Origin of the sequence: Inquilinus sp. 2KB_23, assembly GCF_052115705.1 — a bacterium.
Lineage (GTDB): Bacteria > Pseudomonadota > Alphaproteobacteria > DSM-16000 > Inquilinaceae > Inquilinus > Inquilinus ginsengisoli_A.
In genome coordinates this window covers 318,645-334,091 of the sequence record NZ_JBFRHF010000002.1, presented here as the reverse complement: position 1 = coordinate 334,091, position 15,447 = coordinate 318,645, and the positions used below count along the sequence as shown (strand labels likewise).

Annotated in this window: 20 protein-coding genes; 11 read left to right on the top strand and 9 right to left on the bottom strand. The window is 64.6% G+C overall.

Annotated elements, in window-relative coordinates:
* Window positions 1-67: 67 nt before the first annotated feature.
* Window positions 68-235: a transporter substrate-binding domain-containing protein gene (locus AB4112_RS03745; RefSeq protein ID WP_309795169.1), complete on the top strand. Its 168-nt coding sequence runs from the start codon at window positions 68-70 to the stop codon at window positions 233-235.
* An 11-nt stretch (window positions 236-246) separates the two neighbouring features.
* The gene (locus AB4112_RS03740) at window positions 247-510 is read left to right on the top strand and encodes an alpha/beta hydrolase fold domain-containing protein (RefSeq protein ID WP_309795171.1); all 264 of its coding nucleotides are present in this window, start codon (window positions 247-249) and stop codon (window positions 508-510) included.
* Window positions 511-623: 113 nt separating this feature from the next.
* Here the strand turns inward: AB4112_RS03740 and AB4112_RS03735 are convergent, their stop codons facing one another.
* The 3 genes from AB4112_RS03735 to AB4112_RS03725 form a co-directional block, all read right to left on the bottom strand.
* Window positions 624-1,697, bottom strand: a complete 1,074-nt coding sequence (locus tag AB4112_RS03735) for an NAD(P)H-dependent flavin oxidoreductase (RefSeq protein WP_309795173.1) — start codon at window positions 1,695-1,697, stop codon at window positions 624-626.
* A gap of 37 nt (window positions 1,698-1,734) precedes the next feature.
* Window positions 1,735-2,448, bottom strand: a complete 714-nt coding sequence (locus AB4112_RS03730; RefSeq protein ID WP_441717164.1) for an SDR family NAD(P)-dependent oxidoreductase — start codon at window positions 2,446-2,448, stop codon at window positions 1,735-1,737.
* 140 nt (window positions 2,449-2,588) lie between these two features.
* Window positions 2,589-3,029 carry a terminase large subunit gene (locus AB4112_RS03725; protein WP_309795177.1) on the bottom strand — a complete coding sequence of 147 codons (441 nt, stop codon included), beginning with the start codon at window positions 3,027-3,029 and terminating at the stop codon, window positions 2,589-2,591.
* 117 nt (window positions 3,030-3,146) lie between these two features.
* Here AB4112_RS03725 and AB4112_RS03720 point away from each other — a divergent pair, with 117 nt between their 5' ends.
* Together AB4112_RS03720 and AB4112_RS03715 are read left to right on the top strand one after the other, a co-directional pair.
* Window positions 3,147-4,424, top strand: a complete 1,278-nt coding sequence (locus AB4112_RS03720; protein WP_441717161.1) for a hypothetical protein — start codon at window positions 3,147-3,149, stop codon at window positions 4,422-4,424.
* A 191-nt stretch (window positions 4,425-4,615) separates the two neighbouring features.
* Window positions 4,616-4,909, top strand: coding sequence for a hypothetical protein (locus tag AB4112_RS03715; protein WP_309795181.1), 294 nt, complete (start codon window positions 4,616-4,618; stop codon window positions 4,907-4,909).
* Between the two features lie 35 nt (window positions 4,910-4,944).
* Here the strand turns inward: AB4112_RS03715 and AB4112_RS03710 are convergent, their stop codons facing one another.
* Together AB4112_RS03710 and AB4112_RS03705 are read right to left on the bottom strand one after the other, a co-directional pair.
* On the bottom strand, window positions 4,945-5,718 hold the full coding sequence (locus AB4112_RS03710; RefSeq protein WP_441717159.1) for an ion transporter: 774 nt from the start codon (window positions 5,716-5,718) through the stop codon (window positions 4,945-4,947).
* Window positions 5,719-5,950: 232 nt separating this feature from the next.
* Window positions 5,951-6,685, bottom strand: a complete 735-nt coding sequence (locus AB4112_RS03705) for a hypothetical protein (protein ID WP_441717158.1) — start codon at window positions 6,683-6,685, stop codon at window positions 5,951-5,953.
* Between the two features lie 476 nt (window positions 6,686-7,161).
* On the opposite strand from AB4112_RS03705, the gene AB4112_RS03700 reads away from it, so the two are divergent.
* From AB4112_RS03700 to AB4112_RS03675, 6 genes are all read left to right on the top strand, one after another.
* Complete coding sequence (locus AB4112_RS03700; protein WP_441717156.1) at window positions 7,162-8,148, top strand: methyltransferase; 987 nt, start codon at window positions 7,162-7,164, stop codon at window positions 8,146-8,148.
* 393 nt (window positions 8,149-8,541) lie between these two features.
* Entirely contained in the window at window positions 8,542-8,802 is a 261-nt protein-coding gene (locus tag AB4112_RS03695; RefSeq protein ID WP_441717276.1) for a hypothetical protein, read from the top strand.
* Window positions 8,741-8,869 (top strand): excalibur calcium-binding domain-containing protein, encoded by a 129-nt coding sequence (locus AB4112_RS03690; RefSeq protein ID WP_441717269.1) that lies wholly within the window; start codon window positions 8,741-8,743, stop codon window positions 8,867-8,869. The genes AB4112_RS03695 and AB4112_RS03690 overlap by 62 nt, the downstream gene beginning before the upstream one ends.
* A gap of 76 nt (window positions 8,870-8,945) precedes the next feature.
* Window positions 8,946-9,170, top strand: a complete 225-nt coding sequence (locus tag AB4112_RS03685) for a hypothetical protein (protein ID WP_441717154.1) — start codon at window positions 8,946-8,948, stop codon at window positions 9,168-9,170.
* Window positions 9,143-9,457, top strand: a complete 315-nt coding sequence (locus tag AB4112_RS03680) for a hypothetical protein (protein WP_441717152.1) — start codon at window positions 9,143-9,145, stop codon at window positions 9,455-9,457. Before AB4112_RS03685 ends, AB4112_RS03680 begins: the two co-directional genes overlap by 28 nt.
* Before the next feature lie 39 nt (window positions 9,458-9,496).
* Window positions 9,497-10,369, top strand: a complete 873-nt coding sequence (locus AB4112_RS03675) for an SEC-C metal-binding domain-containing protein (RefSeq protein WP_441717150.1) — start codon at window positions 9,497-9,499, stop codon at window positions 10,367-10,369.
* A gap of 133 nt (window positions 10,370-10,502) precedes the next feature.
* Here the strand turns inward: AB4112_RS03675 and AB4112_RS03670 are convergent, their stop codons facing one another.
* Window positions 10,503-11,492, bottom strand: a complete 990-nt coding sequence (locus AB4112_RS03670; protein ID WP_441717148.1) for a hypothetical protein — start codon at window positions 11,490-11,492, stop codon at window positions 10,503-10,505.
* Between the two features lie 146 nt (window positions 11,493-11,638).
* Window positions 11,639-12,277 (bottom strand): type VI secretion system-associated protein TagO, encoded by a 639-nt coding sequence (locus AB4112_RS03665; protein WP_441717146.1) that lies wholly within the window; start codon window positions 12,275-12,277, stop codon window positions 11,639-11,641.
* A gap of 418 nt (window positions 12,278-12,695) precedes the next feature.
* On the opposite strand from AB4112_RS03665, the gene AB4112_RS03660 reads away from it, so the two are divergent.
* Window positions 12,696-13,079, top strand: a complete 384-nt coding sequence (locus tag AB4112_RS03660) for a hypothetical protein (protein WP_441717145.1) — start codon at window positions 12,696-12,698, stop codon at window positions 13,077-13,079.
* A gap of 410 nt (window positions 13,080-13,489) precedes the next feature.
* Here AB4112_RS03660 and AB4112_RS03655 read toward each other — a convergent pair whose 3' ends face one another.
* Window positions 13,490-14,458, bottom strand: a complete 969-nt coding sequence (locus AB4112_RS03655) for a peptide ABC transporter ATP-binding protein (protein ID WP_441717143.1) — start codon at window positions 14,456-14,458, stop codon at window positions 13,490-13,492.
* Complete coding sequence (locus tag AB4112_RS03650; RefSeq protein ID WP_441717141.1) at window positions 14,455-15,438, bottom strand: ABC transporter ATP-binding protein; 984 nt, start codon at window positions 15,436-15,438, stop codon at window positions 14,455-14,457. Before AB4112_RS03650 ends, AB4112_RS03655 begins: the two co-directional genes overlap by 4 nt.
* Window positions 15,439-15,447 lie beyond the last annotated feature (9 nt).

Here is a 15,447-nt window from a genome sequence, read left to right as displayed (position 1 = left end):
GCCGTCGGCGGTGCCGGCCTGGTACCATTTGTTGCGATAGCGCCCCTGCGGCAGCCAGTCGGCGAAATTGCCGTCCCGCCAGGCCGCGGCATCGCCGCCCGACCCTGCCGGCCAGGCCGTCGGCATCGGCTTCCGCAAGGACAGCCCGCTGGTCGCGCCGGCCAATGTCCAACTGGCGGCGATGAAGGCGAATGGGCGCTACCAGGCGCTGGTCACGAAGTGGTTCGGTTCGTAAGGGACTGTTCGATGCACCCGCCGGCGGCGCCTTGGAGACCGTTTGGGACCGTGCCGGCGCCAGCGTTGGTGATCACGGCGGAGAACGACCCGCTGCGCGACAAGGACGAGGCCTATGTCCGCAAGCTGAAGGCGGCGGGGGTGGAGGTCGCCGCGGTGCGCTACAACGGCACGATCCACGACTTCGTGCTGCTGAACGCGCTGCGCCATGTGCCCTCGACCGAGGCGGCGATCGCGCAGGCCAGCGAGGGGATTCGCGAGCACCTAGCGCCGTAACCCATGACGGCACGGCGGGGCCGCCCGCCGTGCCGCCTGACCCAGAGCGGGTGGACTGACGGCTGTCCGTGCCAGCCGATCGAAACCGAACGGCCATGGCAATCGCCCCGGGCTCAGCGCGGCCGTGCTGCCGCGCCGGCCTCCTCGGCCAACCGCCGTGTCAGTTCCCCCGCTGGAAGATCGCGCCCGAGATGGGCGCCCTGGCCGCACCACAGGGCGGTGAAGTCGTCCGATCCGCGCGGCTCCGACTGGGAGCGCAGCGGGGCGAGCGCGGCGCCGGCGAGCGGGAAGTCGGGCGGGTCGACGGGCCGGGCGCCGAGTTCGCGCACCAGCCGGTTGGCGACGACCCGGGCCGGCCGGCCGCTGAACAGCCTGGTCACCGCGGTCCTGCCGCGGGACGCCTTCAGGGCCTGCCGATGCAGCGGCGCCAGGCTGGCCTCGGGGCAAAACAGATAGGCCGTGCCGACCTGCGCCGCCGAAGCCCCCTGGGCCAGGGCGGCAGCGACCCCGCGGCCATCCGCGATCCCGCCGGCCGCGATCACCGGCACCGCCACGGCGTCGACGATCTGCGGAACCAGCGCCAGGGTGCCGAGCTGGGTTCCGACGTCGTCGGACAGGAACATGGCGCGATGCCCCCCGGCCTCCCACCCCTGGGCGATGATCGCATCGCAGCCGTTGCGTTCCAGCCAGACGGCCTCTTCCACCGTGGTCGCGGATGAGATGATCCGGGCGCCGCTCCGCTTCACGCGCGCGCACAACCCGGCGTCCGGCAGCCCGAAATGGAAGCTCACCACCTCGGGCTTCAGGGATGCCACCAGGTCGCAATGCGCGGCGCCGAAGGGCTCGAGGGGCATGGCGGGTGCCGGCATCCCGGGGTCAAGGCCGAACTCGGCATAGTACGGGGCGAGGAGCTGCCGCCACGCGGCCTCGCGGGCGGCATCGACGACGGGCGGGGCGTGGCAGAAGAAGTTGAGGCCGACCGGCCTGGACGTGCGCTGCAGGATGGCGCCGAACTCCGCCCGGATCTGTGCCATGGTCAAGGTGGCGCAGGGCAGCGAGCCGAGCCCGCCGGCCTCCGAGACGGCGGTGACCATCGCGGCGGTGACCGCCCCGGCCATCGGTGCCTGGACGATCGGCAGATCGATGCCGAACAGGTCGAGGATGCGGCGATCCGGCCAGGTGGTCATGCTCTCGGCTCCATGGCGGTCGACATCGGTCCCGCGCTCACCATCGGCCGGCATGGGCGCCGCCGTCGACATGCAATGTCTCCCCGGTCACGAAGGCCGCGGTCTCGAGGTACATCACCGCCTCGACGATCTCCTCGATCGTGCCCATGCGGCCGAGGGGATGGAGCGTGGCGAGGAAACCATGCGCCTCGGGCCGATGCATCGGCGTATCGATGGCGCCCGGCGAGACCGCGTTGACCCGGATGCCCCGGCCCGCATACTCGATGGCCAGCGACCGGGTGACCGCATCGATCCCGCCCTTGGTCAGGGCGGCCAGGGCCGCGGGAACGGCGGTCATCGGCTGGCCGACCAGCATCGTCGTGATGGTGACGATGTGGCCGCTGCCCTGGCGCAGCATGGCGGCCGCGGCCAGCTGCGACACATGGAAGAAGCCCGCGAGGTTCACCGCCACCACCGAGGCGAAGTCGGCCGCGGTGTAGTCGAGGAACGGCTTGGGCAGGAAGAGGCCGGCATTGTTCACCAGCGTGTCGATGCGGCCGAAGCCCGCGATCGCCACGTCGACGATGCGGCGGGCGGTGTCGGGGTCGGCCACGTCCCCTGCGACCGTCAGGACGTCCTCCGAGGCCGCCGGCCCGATGGTCCGGGAATTGGCGACGATGCGATAGCCGCGCTTCCGGAACCCGGCGGCCAGGCCGGCGCCGATCCCCTGCGATGCGCCGGTGACCACGGCGACTTTGCGATCGGCGTCCATGGGTGCTGTCCTCGTTGATGGGCCGGCCCCGAACCCTGCGCCGGCCGGGCCAGGATGGGGGGGCGCGCGCTACCGGAGCGTTACGGAGCCGGGGATAAACGGCGACGAACGCAATGTGCCCTTCGCCCGCACGGCCGCGGTCACACCCAGCTCAGCGAGGTGTCGTAGGTGCCGCCGTTGCGCTGGCCTTCGAGGGCATAGCGCAGGGCGTCGATGGCGTGGTTCTCGCGGTCCTCCAGCAGCGGCTGGATCTCGCCGGTCTTCGGGTCGGTCCGGTAGCTGTACAGCGACAGTTCGTCGATCAGGTGGCGGCAGCGCGGATGCACCACGATGTCGTGGTTCTTGAGGAATTCGATCCCTTCCTCGACCGATCCCGCGCCCTTCTTCGCCGGCCGCAGATTGCCGAAGCCGTGGCGCCGCATGTAGGAGATGGTCTCCGGCCGGGCGCTGTCGGCGGTGATCGGCCAGCGCCGCGACCCCGGCACAGTGTCGAACAGGGCCGGCGTGCGGTCGATCTCGCAGCCCACGCGCCAGGCCTCGTGGTCGACATGGAGGATCCGGCCGACGACGAAGCAGCGCACCAAGCCGCTCCTCCCCGACCCGACAAACCGCAGGCTTGTCAACACCCGTTCGGATGACGCGCGCCGTCGCCGGATGTGATGACCTTGAGGGACATCAACCTGTCCGGGAGACCCGAAATGCCGAACCTCCGCCTGAGGTCATGCCTTGTCGCGCCCCTCTTCGCGCTCGGCCTGCTCCTGCCCGCCGCGCCGCCGGCGCAGGCAGCCCTCCGTCAGGCCGTGGTGATCAACGGGTCGGTGGTCGACCGCATCACCTGGTCGGATGTGTACGGCCGGCCGCGCAGCGTCTCGCTCAAGCGCGAGGGCGCCCCCAACACCGGCCATGGCGGCTACGCCGTGCAGATGACTTATCAATACGTCTACAACGGCGTGGTGACGACCAAGACGATCAACCCGACCAGTGCCGGGGACGGCTTCGGCTATTTCGTCGGGCATGAGCGCTATCGGAAATTCACCGACGGCGACTCCGCCCCGATCGCGAACAAGATCTTCGGAGTCGACGATTCGCCGCTCGGGCTCGGCTTTCCCGTGACCAGCCGGCTGGTGCCGACCACGTCCAACCGCGTCATCATGGAATTCAAGCTGACCTACCCGAAATACGGCACCATCGCGGCCAACGGGTTCAACGACGACACCGGCGAGGACAGCCCGCCGCTGGGCACCAACCCGGCGCTGTTCAAGCGCTACGACCTGCCGGTGACCATCACCTGGTACTTCCAGGACGGCACCAACTGGCCGCGGATCGTGACCCAGGTCAGCCTGGCGCCGGTGCCGGGCCCGGACCGGGTCAGCTTCGATGTGCGCGGGCCCTACGGCAAGATGAACTTCGAGGGCGGCAACGCGCCCGTCTCCTGGGTGCATTGGGGCGACCGCTACGTCTTCGTGCCCGCCACGGCGCCGCTGACGCGCAACACGGGCTGGACCTGGACCCGGGTGAACCCCGGCGCGCGCTTCAACGCCCTGATGATCGGCGGCTTCGAGATGGGGCTGTTCGAGCCGACGCCCTACGCCACCTCCGCCATCCGCGACGGCTATTCCGAGGCGCGGGGCAAGACCTCGGCGACCTTCAATGGCGGCCACGGGTGCCCGTTCCAGGCCCAGAAGCTGCCCTGCGACTACGAATGGCCGTACCAGTCGTCGCAGTACGAGCTGCCCTACAACAACCCGCTCGGCACCACCACGTCGGAGAAGATGGCCTGGGGGTCGGCGCCCTATTACGGCATGAGCCTGCCGGCGGTGTATGACGGCGTCCAGTCCGTCCCGTTCGTCGGCTTCCCCGCCAACAAGGTGATCGAGTACCAGGTCTGCCTCGTCCTGGGGCTGCAGGCGTCCGGTGGGCTGACCTACGCCGCCGCGTCGCACTCGCCGGCCACCTATGGCTGCGCCGCGCGGTAAGGGGCGGGGCGCCATGGGGAGGCGTCGCGGCATCGGACCTGCTTCGGTCTTCATGCCGACGGGCCCAGCCGCCCTCATGGCGCCGACAACTGTCCCGATCCACAGTTGTTCAAGGAAGTGATGCAATATCCGATGCTGCATATACCAATATCAGGAAACGATTGACTGGCGGCCCTGTAACGGAGGTTCAGATGACCAGGTTGCCCATCTTGGCTTTTGCCATTTTCTCGGTGGTTGCGGCATGCCAGGCCAATGCCGATGTGAAGCCGGTGGCGAATGCGCCGCTCACTCCCCAGCAAAAGGAGTTCGTCGGCGCGTTTCAGGCGCTGAAGGCCAAGCACGGCACCGCCGCGGACCGCTTTCAGCTGGCGGATTTCAGCGACGCCGCCGCTTTGACGCGGAGCGTCTCCGGCCCGTCCACGATCTGGGAATGCCATATCGACGACGACCATCTGGTGCAATGCACGCACGAGCACCCGCAGTAGCAAGGCGTTGTGCGGGGCCTGTCGCCGCGGTCCCCTCAATCGTGGGGCGTCGCCGACGGAGGTGGCGGCTCCCGCTCCTCGGCGGCGGCTTCCTTCGCCCGGATCGCGCTCAGCGCCGAGGCCACCAGCCCGGTCGGGATGGCGATGATGCCCAGCGCCACGAACAGCATCAGCACGGTGAAGATCCGGCCCACGGCCGTCACCGGATAGATGTCGCCATAGCCGACCGTGGTCAGCGTGACGGCGGCCCACCACATCGCATCGAAGATCGACCCGAAGGCCTCGGGCTGGGCGTCGTGCTCGAACTGGAAGATCACCAGCGCGCAGACATAGAGGACGATCATCGCCACCATGCCGAAGACGATGACCTCCTCCTTCACCACGCCCCAGGCGGCGGCGAGGCGGTCGATGGCGCTGGTGTAGCGGGCCAGCTTCAGCAGCCGGGCGAGGCGCACCAGCCGCAGCGCCCGGACGGCGCGGAGGTCGATGCCGGCGCCGATGAAGACCAGGCCGATGTAGAACGGGGCGATCGCCAGCAGCTCGACGATGCCGAAGAAGCTCCTGGCATAGGCGTCCGGGGCGGGGGAGGTGAGGAGGCGCAGGACGTATTCGGTGGTGAACACCGCGACGACCACGACCTCCGAGACGGACAGCGCCGTCGCGGCCCAGCCGGGAAGGTGGGGCAGGGTCTCGATCCCCATCGACAGGGCGGAATAGAGGATCAGGGCGTGGAGGAACAGCTCGACCCGATGCCCCAGCCCGGGGTGGCGGCCGTCGAGGGCCGTCCGCACATGCTTCCTCCAGTCCATGATCCCCCTCCGGATGGGCGGCCCGGACGCGAGTGCTCCCTCCCGCCCAGCGGATCGAAGCCCAGCAGAACTGCGCCGCCATGGCAATTGCTGTCGGCGCGCGAACGCCGAAGCGGCGTTTCCGGGCCGTCACTGTCCGGAACCGCCGCGGGCCGGCCTCCGCCGGGGGAGGCGGACGCCGGTCCGGCGCGCTGTCACCATCGGCCCGGGCCAGGCCCGGGCGCGCGGCGGTTCAGCTCTTGTCGCGCAGGGTCATGGTCATCGACACGGCCGTCTGGTCCGCCACCTGGTAGGCCAGCGGGCCGCTGCCGTCGTCCTCGCTGTCCGAGATGACGGCGAACACCGTCGGCTTGGTGTCGGGATCCGGGTTGATGCCGAGCTCCATATAGCGTTCGTCGCCGCCATAGGTCAGGCACACGCCCATGTCGTTGCCGTAGGTCGAGCCGACATGGACCTGCTGGCCGGGGTCCAGCGCGTAGGACCCCGACGTGGTGTTGCCGTTGAAGATCAGCTGCATGTCGTCGAAATTGGGATCGCGGTCGATATCGATGCTGGCCTTGGCCTTGTTGACCATCAGCACGGTGTTCTTGAAGTCGTCCTTGCCCTTGTCGCGGAAGGCGATGGTCATCGAATCCGGGGTCTGGTCCGTCACGGCGTAGCGCAGCGGGCCGTTCCCGTCCGCCTCGTCGTCGGTGATGACGCTGTAGACCTTCGGGGCGTCGTCGGGGTCGCCGCCCATGCCCAACTCCATGAAGCGGCCATCGCCGCCATAGGTCAGGATCACGCCCATGTCGTTGACATAGGTCGAGCCGACATGGACCTGCTTGCCCGGCGCCAGCGTGTAGGTGGCGTTGGTCTCCACCCCGTCGAAGATCAGCACCATGTCGTCGAAATCGGGATGCTTGTCGATCGCGATCGGGCCGGCGGCCCCGTTCACCATCAGGACAGTGTTGTCGAAATTCGCCATAACCAATTCTCCATGAAAATATGCATGGCCTATGCGGAGTATTCAGTCAGAATATTGAAAACCGCGAATCAATGAGATCGTCACAATAAGATTTCACTATGGTCGGCCAGCTCTTGCGTGTCAATTGCGAGCCGTAATTCAATAATATGTCGATTCAATTGTCTGTAATTTCCGAAAATACCGTGCGCAATGATCGTATCTTGTCGATCGGTCCGGTATTGGGCTCGGCCAGGCGCCGCCCGCTTGCGCAAAGGCCGGGACCGCGTGCCGTCGCCCCGGCGATGAGCCGGCCGATGACGATCCCGCTGCCGCCGGAGTAAGGCTCGCGGACCGGGTCCGCGCGTGTCCGGGGGCGGAAGCCTGCCAACAGTGCACAATCACCGCAATGTCCCGTAAATTCCCGTTGGACCCGGCGAGCGTCGTCGTCACCAACAGCGGCCTAGAGACCGGTCCGGGATCGCGGAAGGGGATGTGACATGGTGGATTCCGATCGCATCGACAAGCTGATCGCAGCGGTGCCCCCCGCCTTGGCGCTTCGCGCCGGGCTGGACCTCGGCATCTTCACCCGGCTCGGCGGCGGCGCGATGACGGCCGACAGCCTCGGCGCCGCGTTCGAGGTCGAGCCCGATCGTCTGTCGCGGCTGCTCTACGCGCTCGCCAGCATCGGCCTCCTCGACGTCGAGGATGGCCGATTTCGCAACGGCGCCGAAGCGTCGGCCTTCCTCGACGCGTCCAAGCCGGCCTATCGCGGCGACGATCATGCGCTGCTGCGCGAGCTCTGGGGCGCCGACCTGCTGACCGCGGAGTCGCTGCGACAGAACCGGCCGGCTGCGCTGCACGACTTTTCCGAAGCGGGACCCGAGGCCGCGGCCGCCTTCAGCCGCATGCTCGCACCGGGCGGGGTGACGTTCGGCCGGCATCTGGCCCGGGAGATCGACCTCTCGGCGATCGGTTCGGTGATCGACATCGGCGGGGGCGCCGGGACCATTCTCGTCGGGCTTCGCGAGCGGTGGCCGCGGATCGCGGCGACGCTGATGGAACTCCCGACGGTCGCAGCGATCGCGCCGGAGATCCTGTCGGAATACGGGGCCGGCGACGTGGTGGTCGAAGCGGGGGACATCACGGTCGCGCCATCGATCGGCCGGCACGATCTGGCGATCCTGAAGGCCGTCGTCCAGGTCCTGCCGCCGGACCAGGCGCGCCGTGCGATCCTGAACGCGGCGCGTTGCCTCACACCCGGCGGCGAGATCGCGATTGCGGGGTGGGGTGTCGTCGATGACGACCGCCTCGGCCCGCCTGAGGGTGTCTTTCTGAACCTCACCTTCCTGAACCTCTATCGCCACGGCGAATCCTACACGGAAGCTCAGTATCGCGCGTGGATGACCGAGGCCGGATTCCTGGAAATCTCCAGGTCGCGCCTGACGGATGGCTGCACGTTGTTTCGGGCGCGCCTCGCGGGCTGATCGTGGCGGGATGGTTGGTTTCGGACGCAAGGCTCCGAGGCGCCCCGACCCCATCCGCGACAACGGTGACAGCGCATGAATTGGGCTGCCTTTGGACGGGAGGACCGGCTCGAACGCCGGAACAACCGCCCCTCGTTTCCGCCAGATGAGGGCGAAAGCTCGCCAAAGGTGCACTGTCACCGCAATTCATCAGTCCGGTCATGGGTGCGGCCATGCGATGGCGTCCACGCGAACTGCCGTGGCACATTGCGGGGACGGTGCATGAATTGCGCGGCCTTCGAACGTGATAGGAAGGGACCATGGCTCGGACCGAACGCCCTGGACGTGCACCGCCTCCACAATCGCCACGGCAATCGGACTGTGGGGCCCTCAAGCCCGATCGGCGCGACGTTGATGCGCAATCCTGAAGTCGAGGTGAGAAAGCTGAAGCTGCGGTTCCGGGCCGTCACCGCCCGGATCGAGCGCGTGCAGCGCCGACGATCGATCGCCCACCGCCTGCTGCGGGCGGTGCCGGTGCTGGTCGTGACGCTCGGCCTGGTCGTCGGCGGCTTCATGGTAAGCCCCTGGGCCGATGGCCACCGTCCGGCACCTGATGGCGTTTCCGAACTGCGCCTCGGCGCGGCTGGTCGGCCTGGCGCCGGCAAGCCGTGGTGAGCCGGGCTACTATTCGCGGCACGACCGCGACGACGATGGCGTGGCCTGTGAACCGTTGATCCGGTAGCCACGGCCTTCGGATGCGCCAGGGAGCCGCGATCCCGCCCGACCATCGCTCCGTCGCTCCAGCGAAGAGTCGGCCGATGACGATCCCGGAATGCCCGATGTGCCGCGGCGCGGCCGCGGATGGTGAGTTCGAGCGGGTGCAGGTGTGGGAGGACGGGCTGCGGCGCCTCACCGTCAGCCTGGCGTCGGAGGTGCCGGGCTTCGCCACTCTCGAGCCGAAGCGGTTGGCTTCATCACCGAACTGGACGGCGCGGAGGCGGCGACCTTCGGCGCCGTGCTGGCCCGCTGCACCCGCGCCCTGAAGGCGGCGGCGGGGGCCGAGATCGTCTATGTCACCATCTTCGGCGACGGGGTGCCGCATCTGCACGCCCATCTGGCGCCGCATCGCGCCGGCGACGCGCTCAGCGACCGGATGATCCGGGGCGAGGCCACCGAGGAGAAGCTACCGAGCGGAATGACCCGCATCACCAGCCACGACTTCCCGCGGTTGCCGCCGGAGGGCGCGCGGTCGCGGACCGGGTTCGGGCGGGTCTTCCTTCATCCTTGGCCGATCTTCCTTTCCGGCATCGGAGGGCACATACTCCATTAGCATTAGCAGAGGGATGTAATGTCACGCCGAGAACCTCCAATGTCGATCAAGCGGCAGCTTAGGAAGGAAGTTGGATTCGGATGCCCTATTCCCGGCTGTGGCAGTCCATATCTGGAGTGGCATCATTTCGATCCTCCATGGCACGTGAAAAATCATCACGATGCAGCTGGTATGATTGCATTGTGCAGAAATCATCATGCCAAAGCCGATGCGGGCTCTTGGACGATGGAGCAATTGCGGCGATATAAACAAGATGTGGTGGAGGCTGGTCGAGTTAAAGGAAAATTCGATTGGCAACGATATAATGTACTTGCCATCATCGGAGGATGTGTCGCTTATCAAAATAGCAGTATTTTAAAGATAGATGGAATGGAAGTCATAAAATTTGTAAGGGATTCTGAAGGATACTTTTCTCTAAATTTGCAGATGCTGAGCCTCGCTTCCGAAGAGAGAGCTATAATAGAGGAAAATTTCTGGTCGAATATTGGAGAACCTGCGGACGTTAGATCTCCGACCAATGGCAAGGAATTAGAAATAAAATACCATAATGGAGATTATTTTAGAGTAAAATTTGTTGAGCTTATGGATGCCAATGAGGCAGTTAAAATGTATAAAAATAAAGCTTTGGTTGATGAGAGTGTAATTAAATATCCATTATTGGCTGTTGAGATAGATTACAAAGTAGCTGGATCTCTCGTAGATATAAATCCAAGAGGGATGAATTTAGAAGGAAGTAGATATGTTAATTTCTTCTCCGCATTTTCTGGCGGAGCAGCATTCAGCACGACAACAAATGGATTAAAATTTCGGCAGAACCCCTCTAGGTATGCGTGGGATTTAACCTCTCGAAATAGTGAGTGTCTTTGTGGTAGCGGATTGCGATTCAAGCATTGTCATGGAATGCTGGTCTGAGAATTATTATGACATTGCTCAGATTGAGTCACCTCGGACCCACGGACCGACTCCAACACCAAGCGCCGGCCCTCGCTCCCGTTAAGTGAGGGTGAAGGGCCTCTTAAAGTGCACTGTCACCGCAATTCCCGATCTAGTAGTCGCGTATGGGCGAGAATCCGTAGTGTCTGCCTATCTCAACGTACGCTCGATCAACGGCTTCGACAATATCAGCTAGCGCGCTCTCGAGTTTCTTGTCGTACAGCTCCATGTTCATCTGCCCAGCATGAACAAAAGCGTTTCTTCCTTCCACAAGTGCCTCGATTGAGGAAAACAGAGAAATTTTTCTTCTTTTGTATGGCTTGCGCATTGCGCCGCCAATATCCAGCTTATTATCAAGAAGCTTAAAGTTTTCGGAAATAGAGCTTGGCCTTTGAAACGAAAAGCATTCCGCTATAGTGCGCTCGATCGGCTGCTCATCGATAGCAATTTGTTCCAGCTGCATATGACTTAGTCTGGATTTCTTGAACGCAAGCTCTCTTTGGACAGAATATTTTATCGATGCTGCAAATGTTGCTCGAAAATATTCCTCCCAAACTGCTATCACATAGGGAATAAGAAGGTTATTTGAGAGAAGGCGTGGATTCATCGCGTCTATGAAAAAAAAGCCGGAAGGTGTCTCTCTGGCCATATTACCTTCAAGTTTTCTTCCCATTAGATAGATACGGGCCTTGGAAAGTGCATTATGAAAGCGCCATCTGGCTAGATAGCATCCAGATGAAAGCGGAGAAGGGGGTGATTCGGTTGGGCGCCAATACCTATTGCGGCCTGCGTCTGTGATAAAGTGTCCGCCAAAAAAATCTCTAATCGTTTTCAGTGTTTTATTTTGATGCGTTAAGTCCCAATAACTTCTTGATATGGTCGATCTTGTGTCGATCGTGATGTCTTTTCCTTTTCGATATATCTGGAGCTCAACTCCAGACCATGATTTGTAGTCATCCTCATTGTACCAAAAATAACTTCCCACTTTATCAGGTATGCTCAACCCATCTTGGATTTTCTTGTACCCTAGTAATTCAACAACCTCCCGAAGTTGGGACAGTTTGGCCGTACTCGAAATTTTACTTTCGGATGTGTAGCTCATATAGCAGCATCTCCTCGACAACGCTCTTCGATTATGTAGCCAATTTCAATGGGAGCTACTCGGTGCGCGGTTCTGTGGCGGCACAGGCCAGGATCGATCGCCCATATCACCCTAATTCTTCTGTCTCAGTCCAGGGCGGCAGTCGACTACCACTTGCAAGCTGCGCGCAGCGGCTTGATCGCTTCCGGCAGGCCGGTGAGATCGAACACGACAGACGCCTCGGCGGTGCTGCGGCCCGTCATCGCCACGGTGAATTTCTTGGCCTCCAGCAGCCGCTTGATCAAGGGAATCGCGATGCCGTCACTCCAGAGCCCGGCGGCTCTTCCGCTGGTGGCAGGGGCCCAGCTGTCGCGCTCGATCGCGCCATCGTCGAGGCGGTACCGCACGGCGATCTGCTCGGTCGAGCCGAGATAGCTGGGCCATTGCACGAACAGGTCGGTCCGACCCTTTCGGCATGTCGTCAGCAGCAGGGCCTCGTCGGATCGCCCGATCGAGTTCGGCGCCTTGTTCGAGGATGGCAGCCCCAGAACGATCGTGGGTGTGCCGGTGAGCGCGTCGGTATCGGTGCTGACCTGCCATTTTCCGGTCCCGGCCACATCGGCCTTGGGCGGCTGGATGCCGAGGATCTTCCCTCCGAGGTCATCGAAGCAGGCCAGCCGCGCGTCGTCGGCCAGCTTGTCGCGACAGGCCTGAACCCCCGTCCGGACGGCATTCAGATCCTCGATAGGCGCCGGCGGGGCATCCTGCGCCAGGGCCGAGCCGGTGGCGAGCACGAGCACCGTCATCAGACTATGTCGCATTCAAATAATCCCCCGCTCTTGGCCCGTAGGCATCGGCGTCGCATCCCGGCGGCTGAAGAACCGAGGTCAACCGATGCGACGTCATGACAACAACATCCGGCACCATTTCGCGAAAGGTGGAATTGTGGTGACAGCGCACGAATTGGGCGGACTTCGACGTGACATGAAGGGGCCACGGATCGGCTCGAACGTCGAACGTCAGAACAACCGCGCCATCGCTCCCGCCAAGTAAGAGCGGAAGCCGGCTAAAAGTGCACTATCACCGAAATTCCCTCTGACACTAAAATCGGATGTGGTCGCCGCGATTGACACCTTCCGTGGATGGCCGTCACTCTCGGCTGCGGTGGCCTCGCCGGCCGGCTTTAACGCTCTGTCGGAGGGGCCCCAAAGGAGAATTAATTTGTTGGATTTATCCAAGCACCGAGCTTTCCCGGATGAGCTTTCCAAGATTGCCAATACTCTAGAGGAATACAAGATTGGGAGTGGCGCGCATTCCTTTCAAACCGATTCCGGGGTGCGAATAACACGACCACGGGCAACTTCGCTGCCTGGCCTCAAGACAGAGGTCACCTTGACTCAGGATGATTGGAAGCTGTTGCAGAGATTCGCGACTGAGGTGTCGGATGGCTTCTTCGTCATCTTCGATCCAACGCGCAATGCCCTGTGCCGGGTGCAATTCAGCCGTGACGAACTGCAGCATCGCACTCCGTTCGTGATGAGTTCGAAACAGACCTATCCCGAGAACAACACACAGTACACGGTTCGGATTGTCCTGACGGTATCCTGACCTTCGGAATCGGGTGAGCAACCCCTCCTGGTCCAGGTATTCCGGGCAGTCCCCAACGCCTGGATTGCCATGCCCTTCGGGGCTCGCGATGATGGAGGTTGGGTTCGCGACCGTTCGATGCCGATCCGAGCGGATGGGTCGGGATTCCCCCTCACCTCAGGGAGAGGGCGAAGCCCTCTTCCCCGAAATCGCCGTGCGATTTCGACCTCTCCCCAAGGAGAGGTGTAGGGAGTCGGCCTTCCTGTCGCTCATGCCGAGGTGCGCTGAGCGGATCTTGTGCCGCTGTTGTCATGGCGAGCCCCGCAGGGGCGTGGTCCTCCAGCGGCACCGGCCTACTGGATCGCCACGGCGCTGCGCGCCTCGCGATGACGGGGGAGGGGCGGCGCTTCCGCCCCGGCCACCGGCTCCCCCTAATTCACCATCTCCGCGTGGTGGCACGCCACGTCCCGCCCGTCCACCGGCCGCAGCTCCGGCCGCTCCACGCTGCACACATCGGTGGCGAAGGGGCATCGGCGGTGGAAGGCGCAGCCGGGCGGCGGGTTCATCGGCGAGGGCAGTTCCCCCGACAGCACCACCCGCTCCGCCCGCTTGGTCGGGTCGACGAACGGGGTCGAGGCCAGCAGCGCCCGGGTGTAGGGGTGGCGCGGATGGCGGAAGATCGCCGCCTTGGTCCCATGCTCCACCGGCCGGCCGAGATACATCACCACCAGATCGTCGGCGATGTGCTCCACCACCGACAGGCCATGGCTGATGAACAGATAGGCCAGGCCGAACTCGTCCTGCAGGTCCATCAGCAGGTTCAGCACCTGGGCCTGGATCGAGACGTCGAGCGCCGAGACCGGCTCGTCCGCCACCACCACCTTGGGCCGCAGCATCAGGGCGCGGGCGATCGCCACGCGCTGGCGCTGGCCGCCGGAGAACATGTGGGGATAGCGGTCGTAATGCTCCGGCCGCAGGCCGACCTTCGACAGCATCGCCTCGGCGGCCTGCCGCCGCTCCGCCCGCGACAGGCTGGTGTTGATCTTGAGCGGCTCCTCCAGGATGGTGCCGATCTTCTTGCGCGGGTTCAGCGACCCGTAGGGGTCCTGGAACACGATCTGCACCGCGCTGCGCAGGCGGCGGCGCTGGGCGGCGTCGGCGGTCGCGACCGGGATGCCGTCGATGGTCAGGTCGCCCTCGCTGGGCTGCTCGATCATGGTCACGACCCGGGCGAGGGTGGACTTGCCGCAGCCGGATTCGCCCACCACCGCCAGGGTCTTGCCCGGCTCCAGCGTGAACGACATGTCGCTCACCGCCCGCAGGATCTTCGGCGGCTTGAAGGGCGAAGTCTTGACCTCGTAGAAGCGGCTGAGATGCCGCGCTTCGACCACCGCGGTCATGCGCGGACCTCCTCGAGGGGCTTGGCGATGGGGTTGAAGCAGCGGGTCCGCCCGTCCAGGTCCGGCACGATCTCGGGGTGCTGGCCGCGGCAGCGGTCCAGCACGTTGCGGCAGCGCGGGTTGAACAGGCAGCCCTGCGGCCGGTCATAGGGGCCCGGCACCACGCCGGGGATGGTCGGCAGGCGGCGGTGGCCGGTGCTGCGCTCCGGCAGCGCCTCCAGCAGGGCGCCGGTGTAGGGGTGGCGCGGCCGGGTGAACAGGCTGTCGACCATGCGCTCCTCGACCAGCTCGCCGGCATACATCACGTTGACCCGCTGCGCCGTCTCGGCCACCACGCCCATGTCGTGGGTGATCAGCACCAGGGCCATGCCCTGGTCGCGCTGCAGCGTCGCCAGCAGGTCCAGGATCTGGGCCTGGATGGTGACGTCCAGCGCCGTGGTCGGCTCGTCGGCGATCAGCAGCTTGGGCTTGCAGGCGATCGCCATGGCGATCATCACCCGCTGGTTCATGCCGCCCGACAGCTGGTGCGGGAAGCTGTCGACCCGGGTCTCCGGCGCCGGGATGCCGACCTGGCCCAGCAGCTGCACGGTGCGGTCGCGGCGGGCCCGCCGGCTGCCGCCCTCATGCACCTTCAGCGTCTCCATGATCTGGAAGCCGACGGTGAAGCAGGGGTTCAGGCTGGTCATCGGCTCCTGGAAGATCATCGCCATGTCCTTGCCGGTGATCTTGCGGCGCTGGCGCGGCGACATCTTCAACAGGTCGTGGCCGTCGAAGGCCAGGCGGTCGGCGGTGACCTTGCCGGGGAAGGCGACCAGCCCCATCAGCGCCAGCATGCTGACGGATTTGCCGGAGCCGGATTCGCCGACGATGCCCAGGATCTCGCCGGCATCGATGGTGAGGTCGAGGCCGGAGACGGCCCGGAACAGGCCCTTCCCGGCCGGGAACTCGACCGTCAGGTTGCGGATTTCAAGCAGGGGCATCAGCGTTTC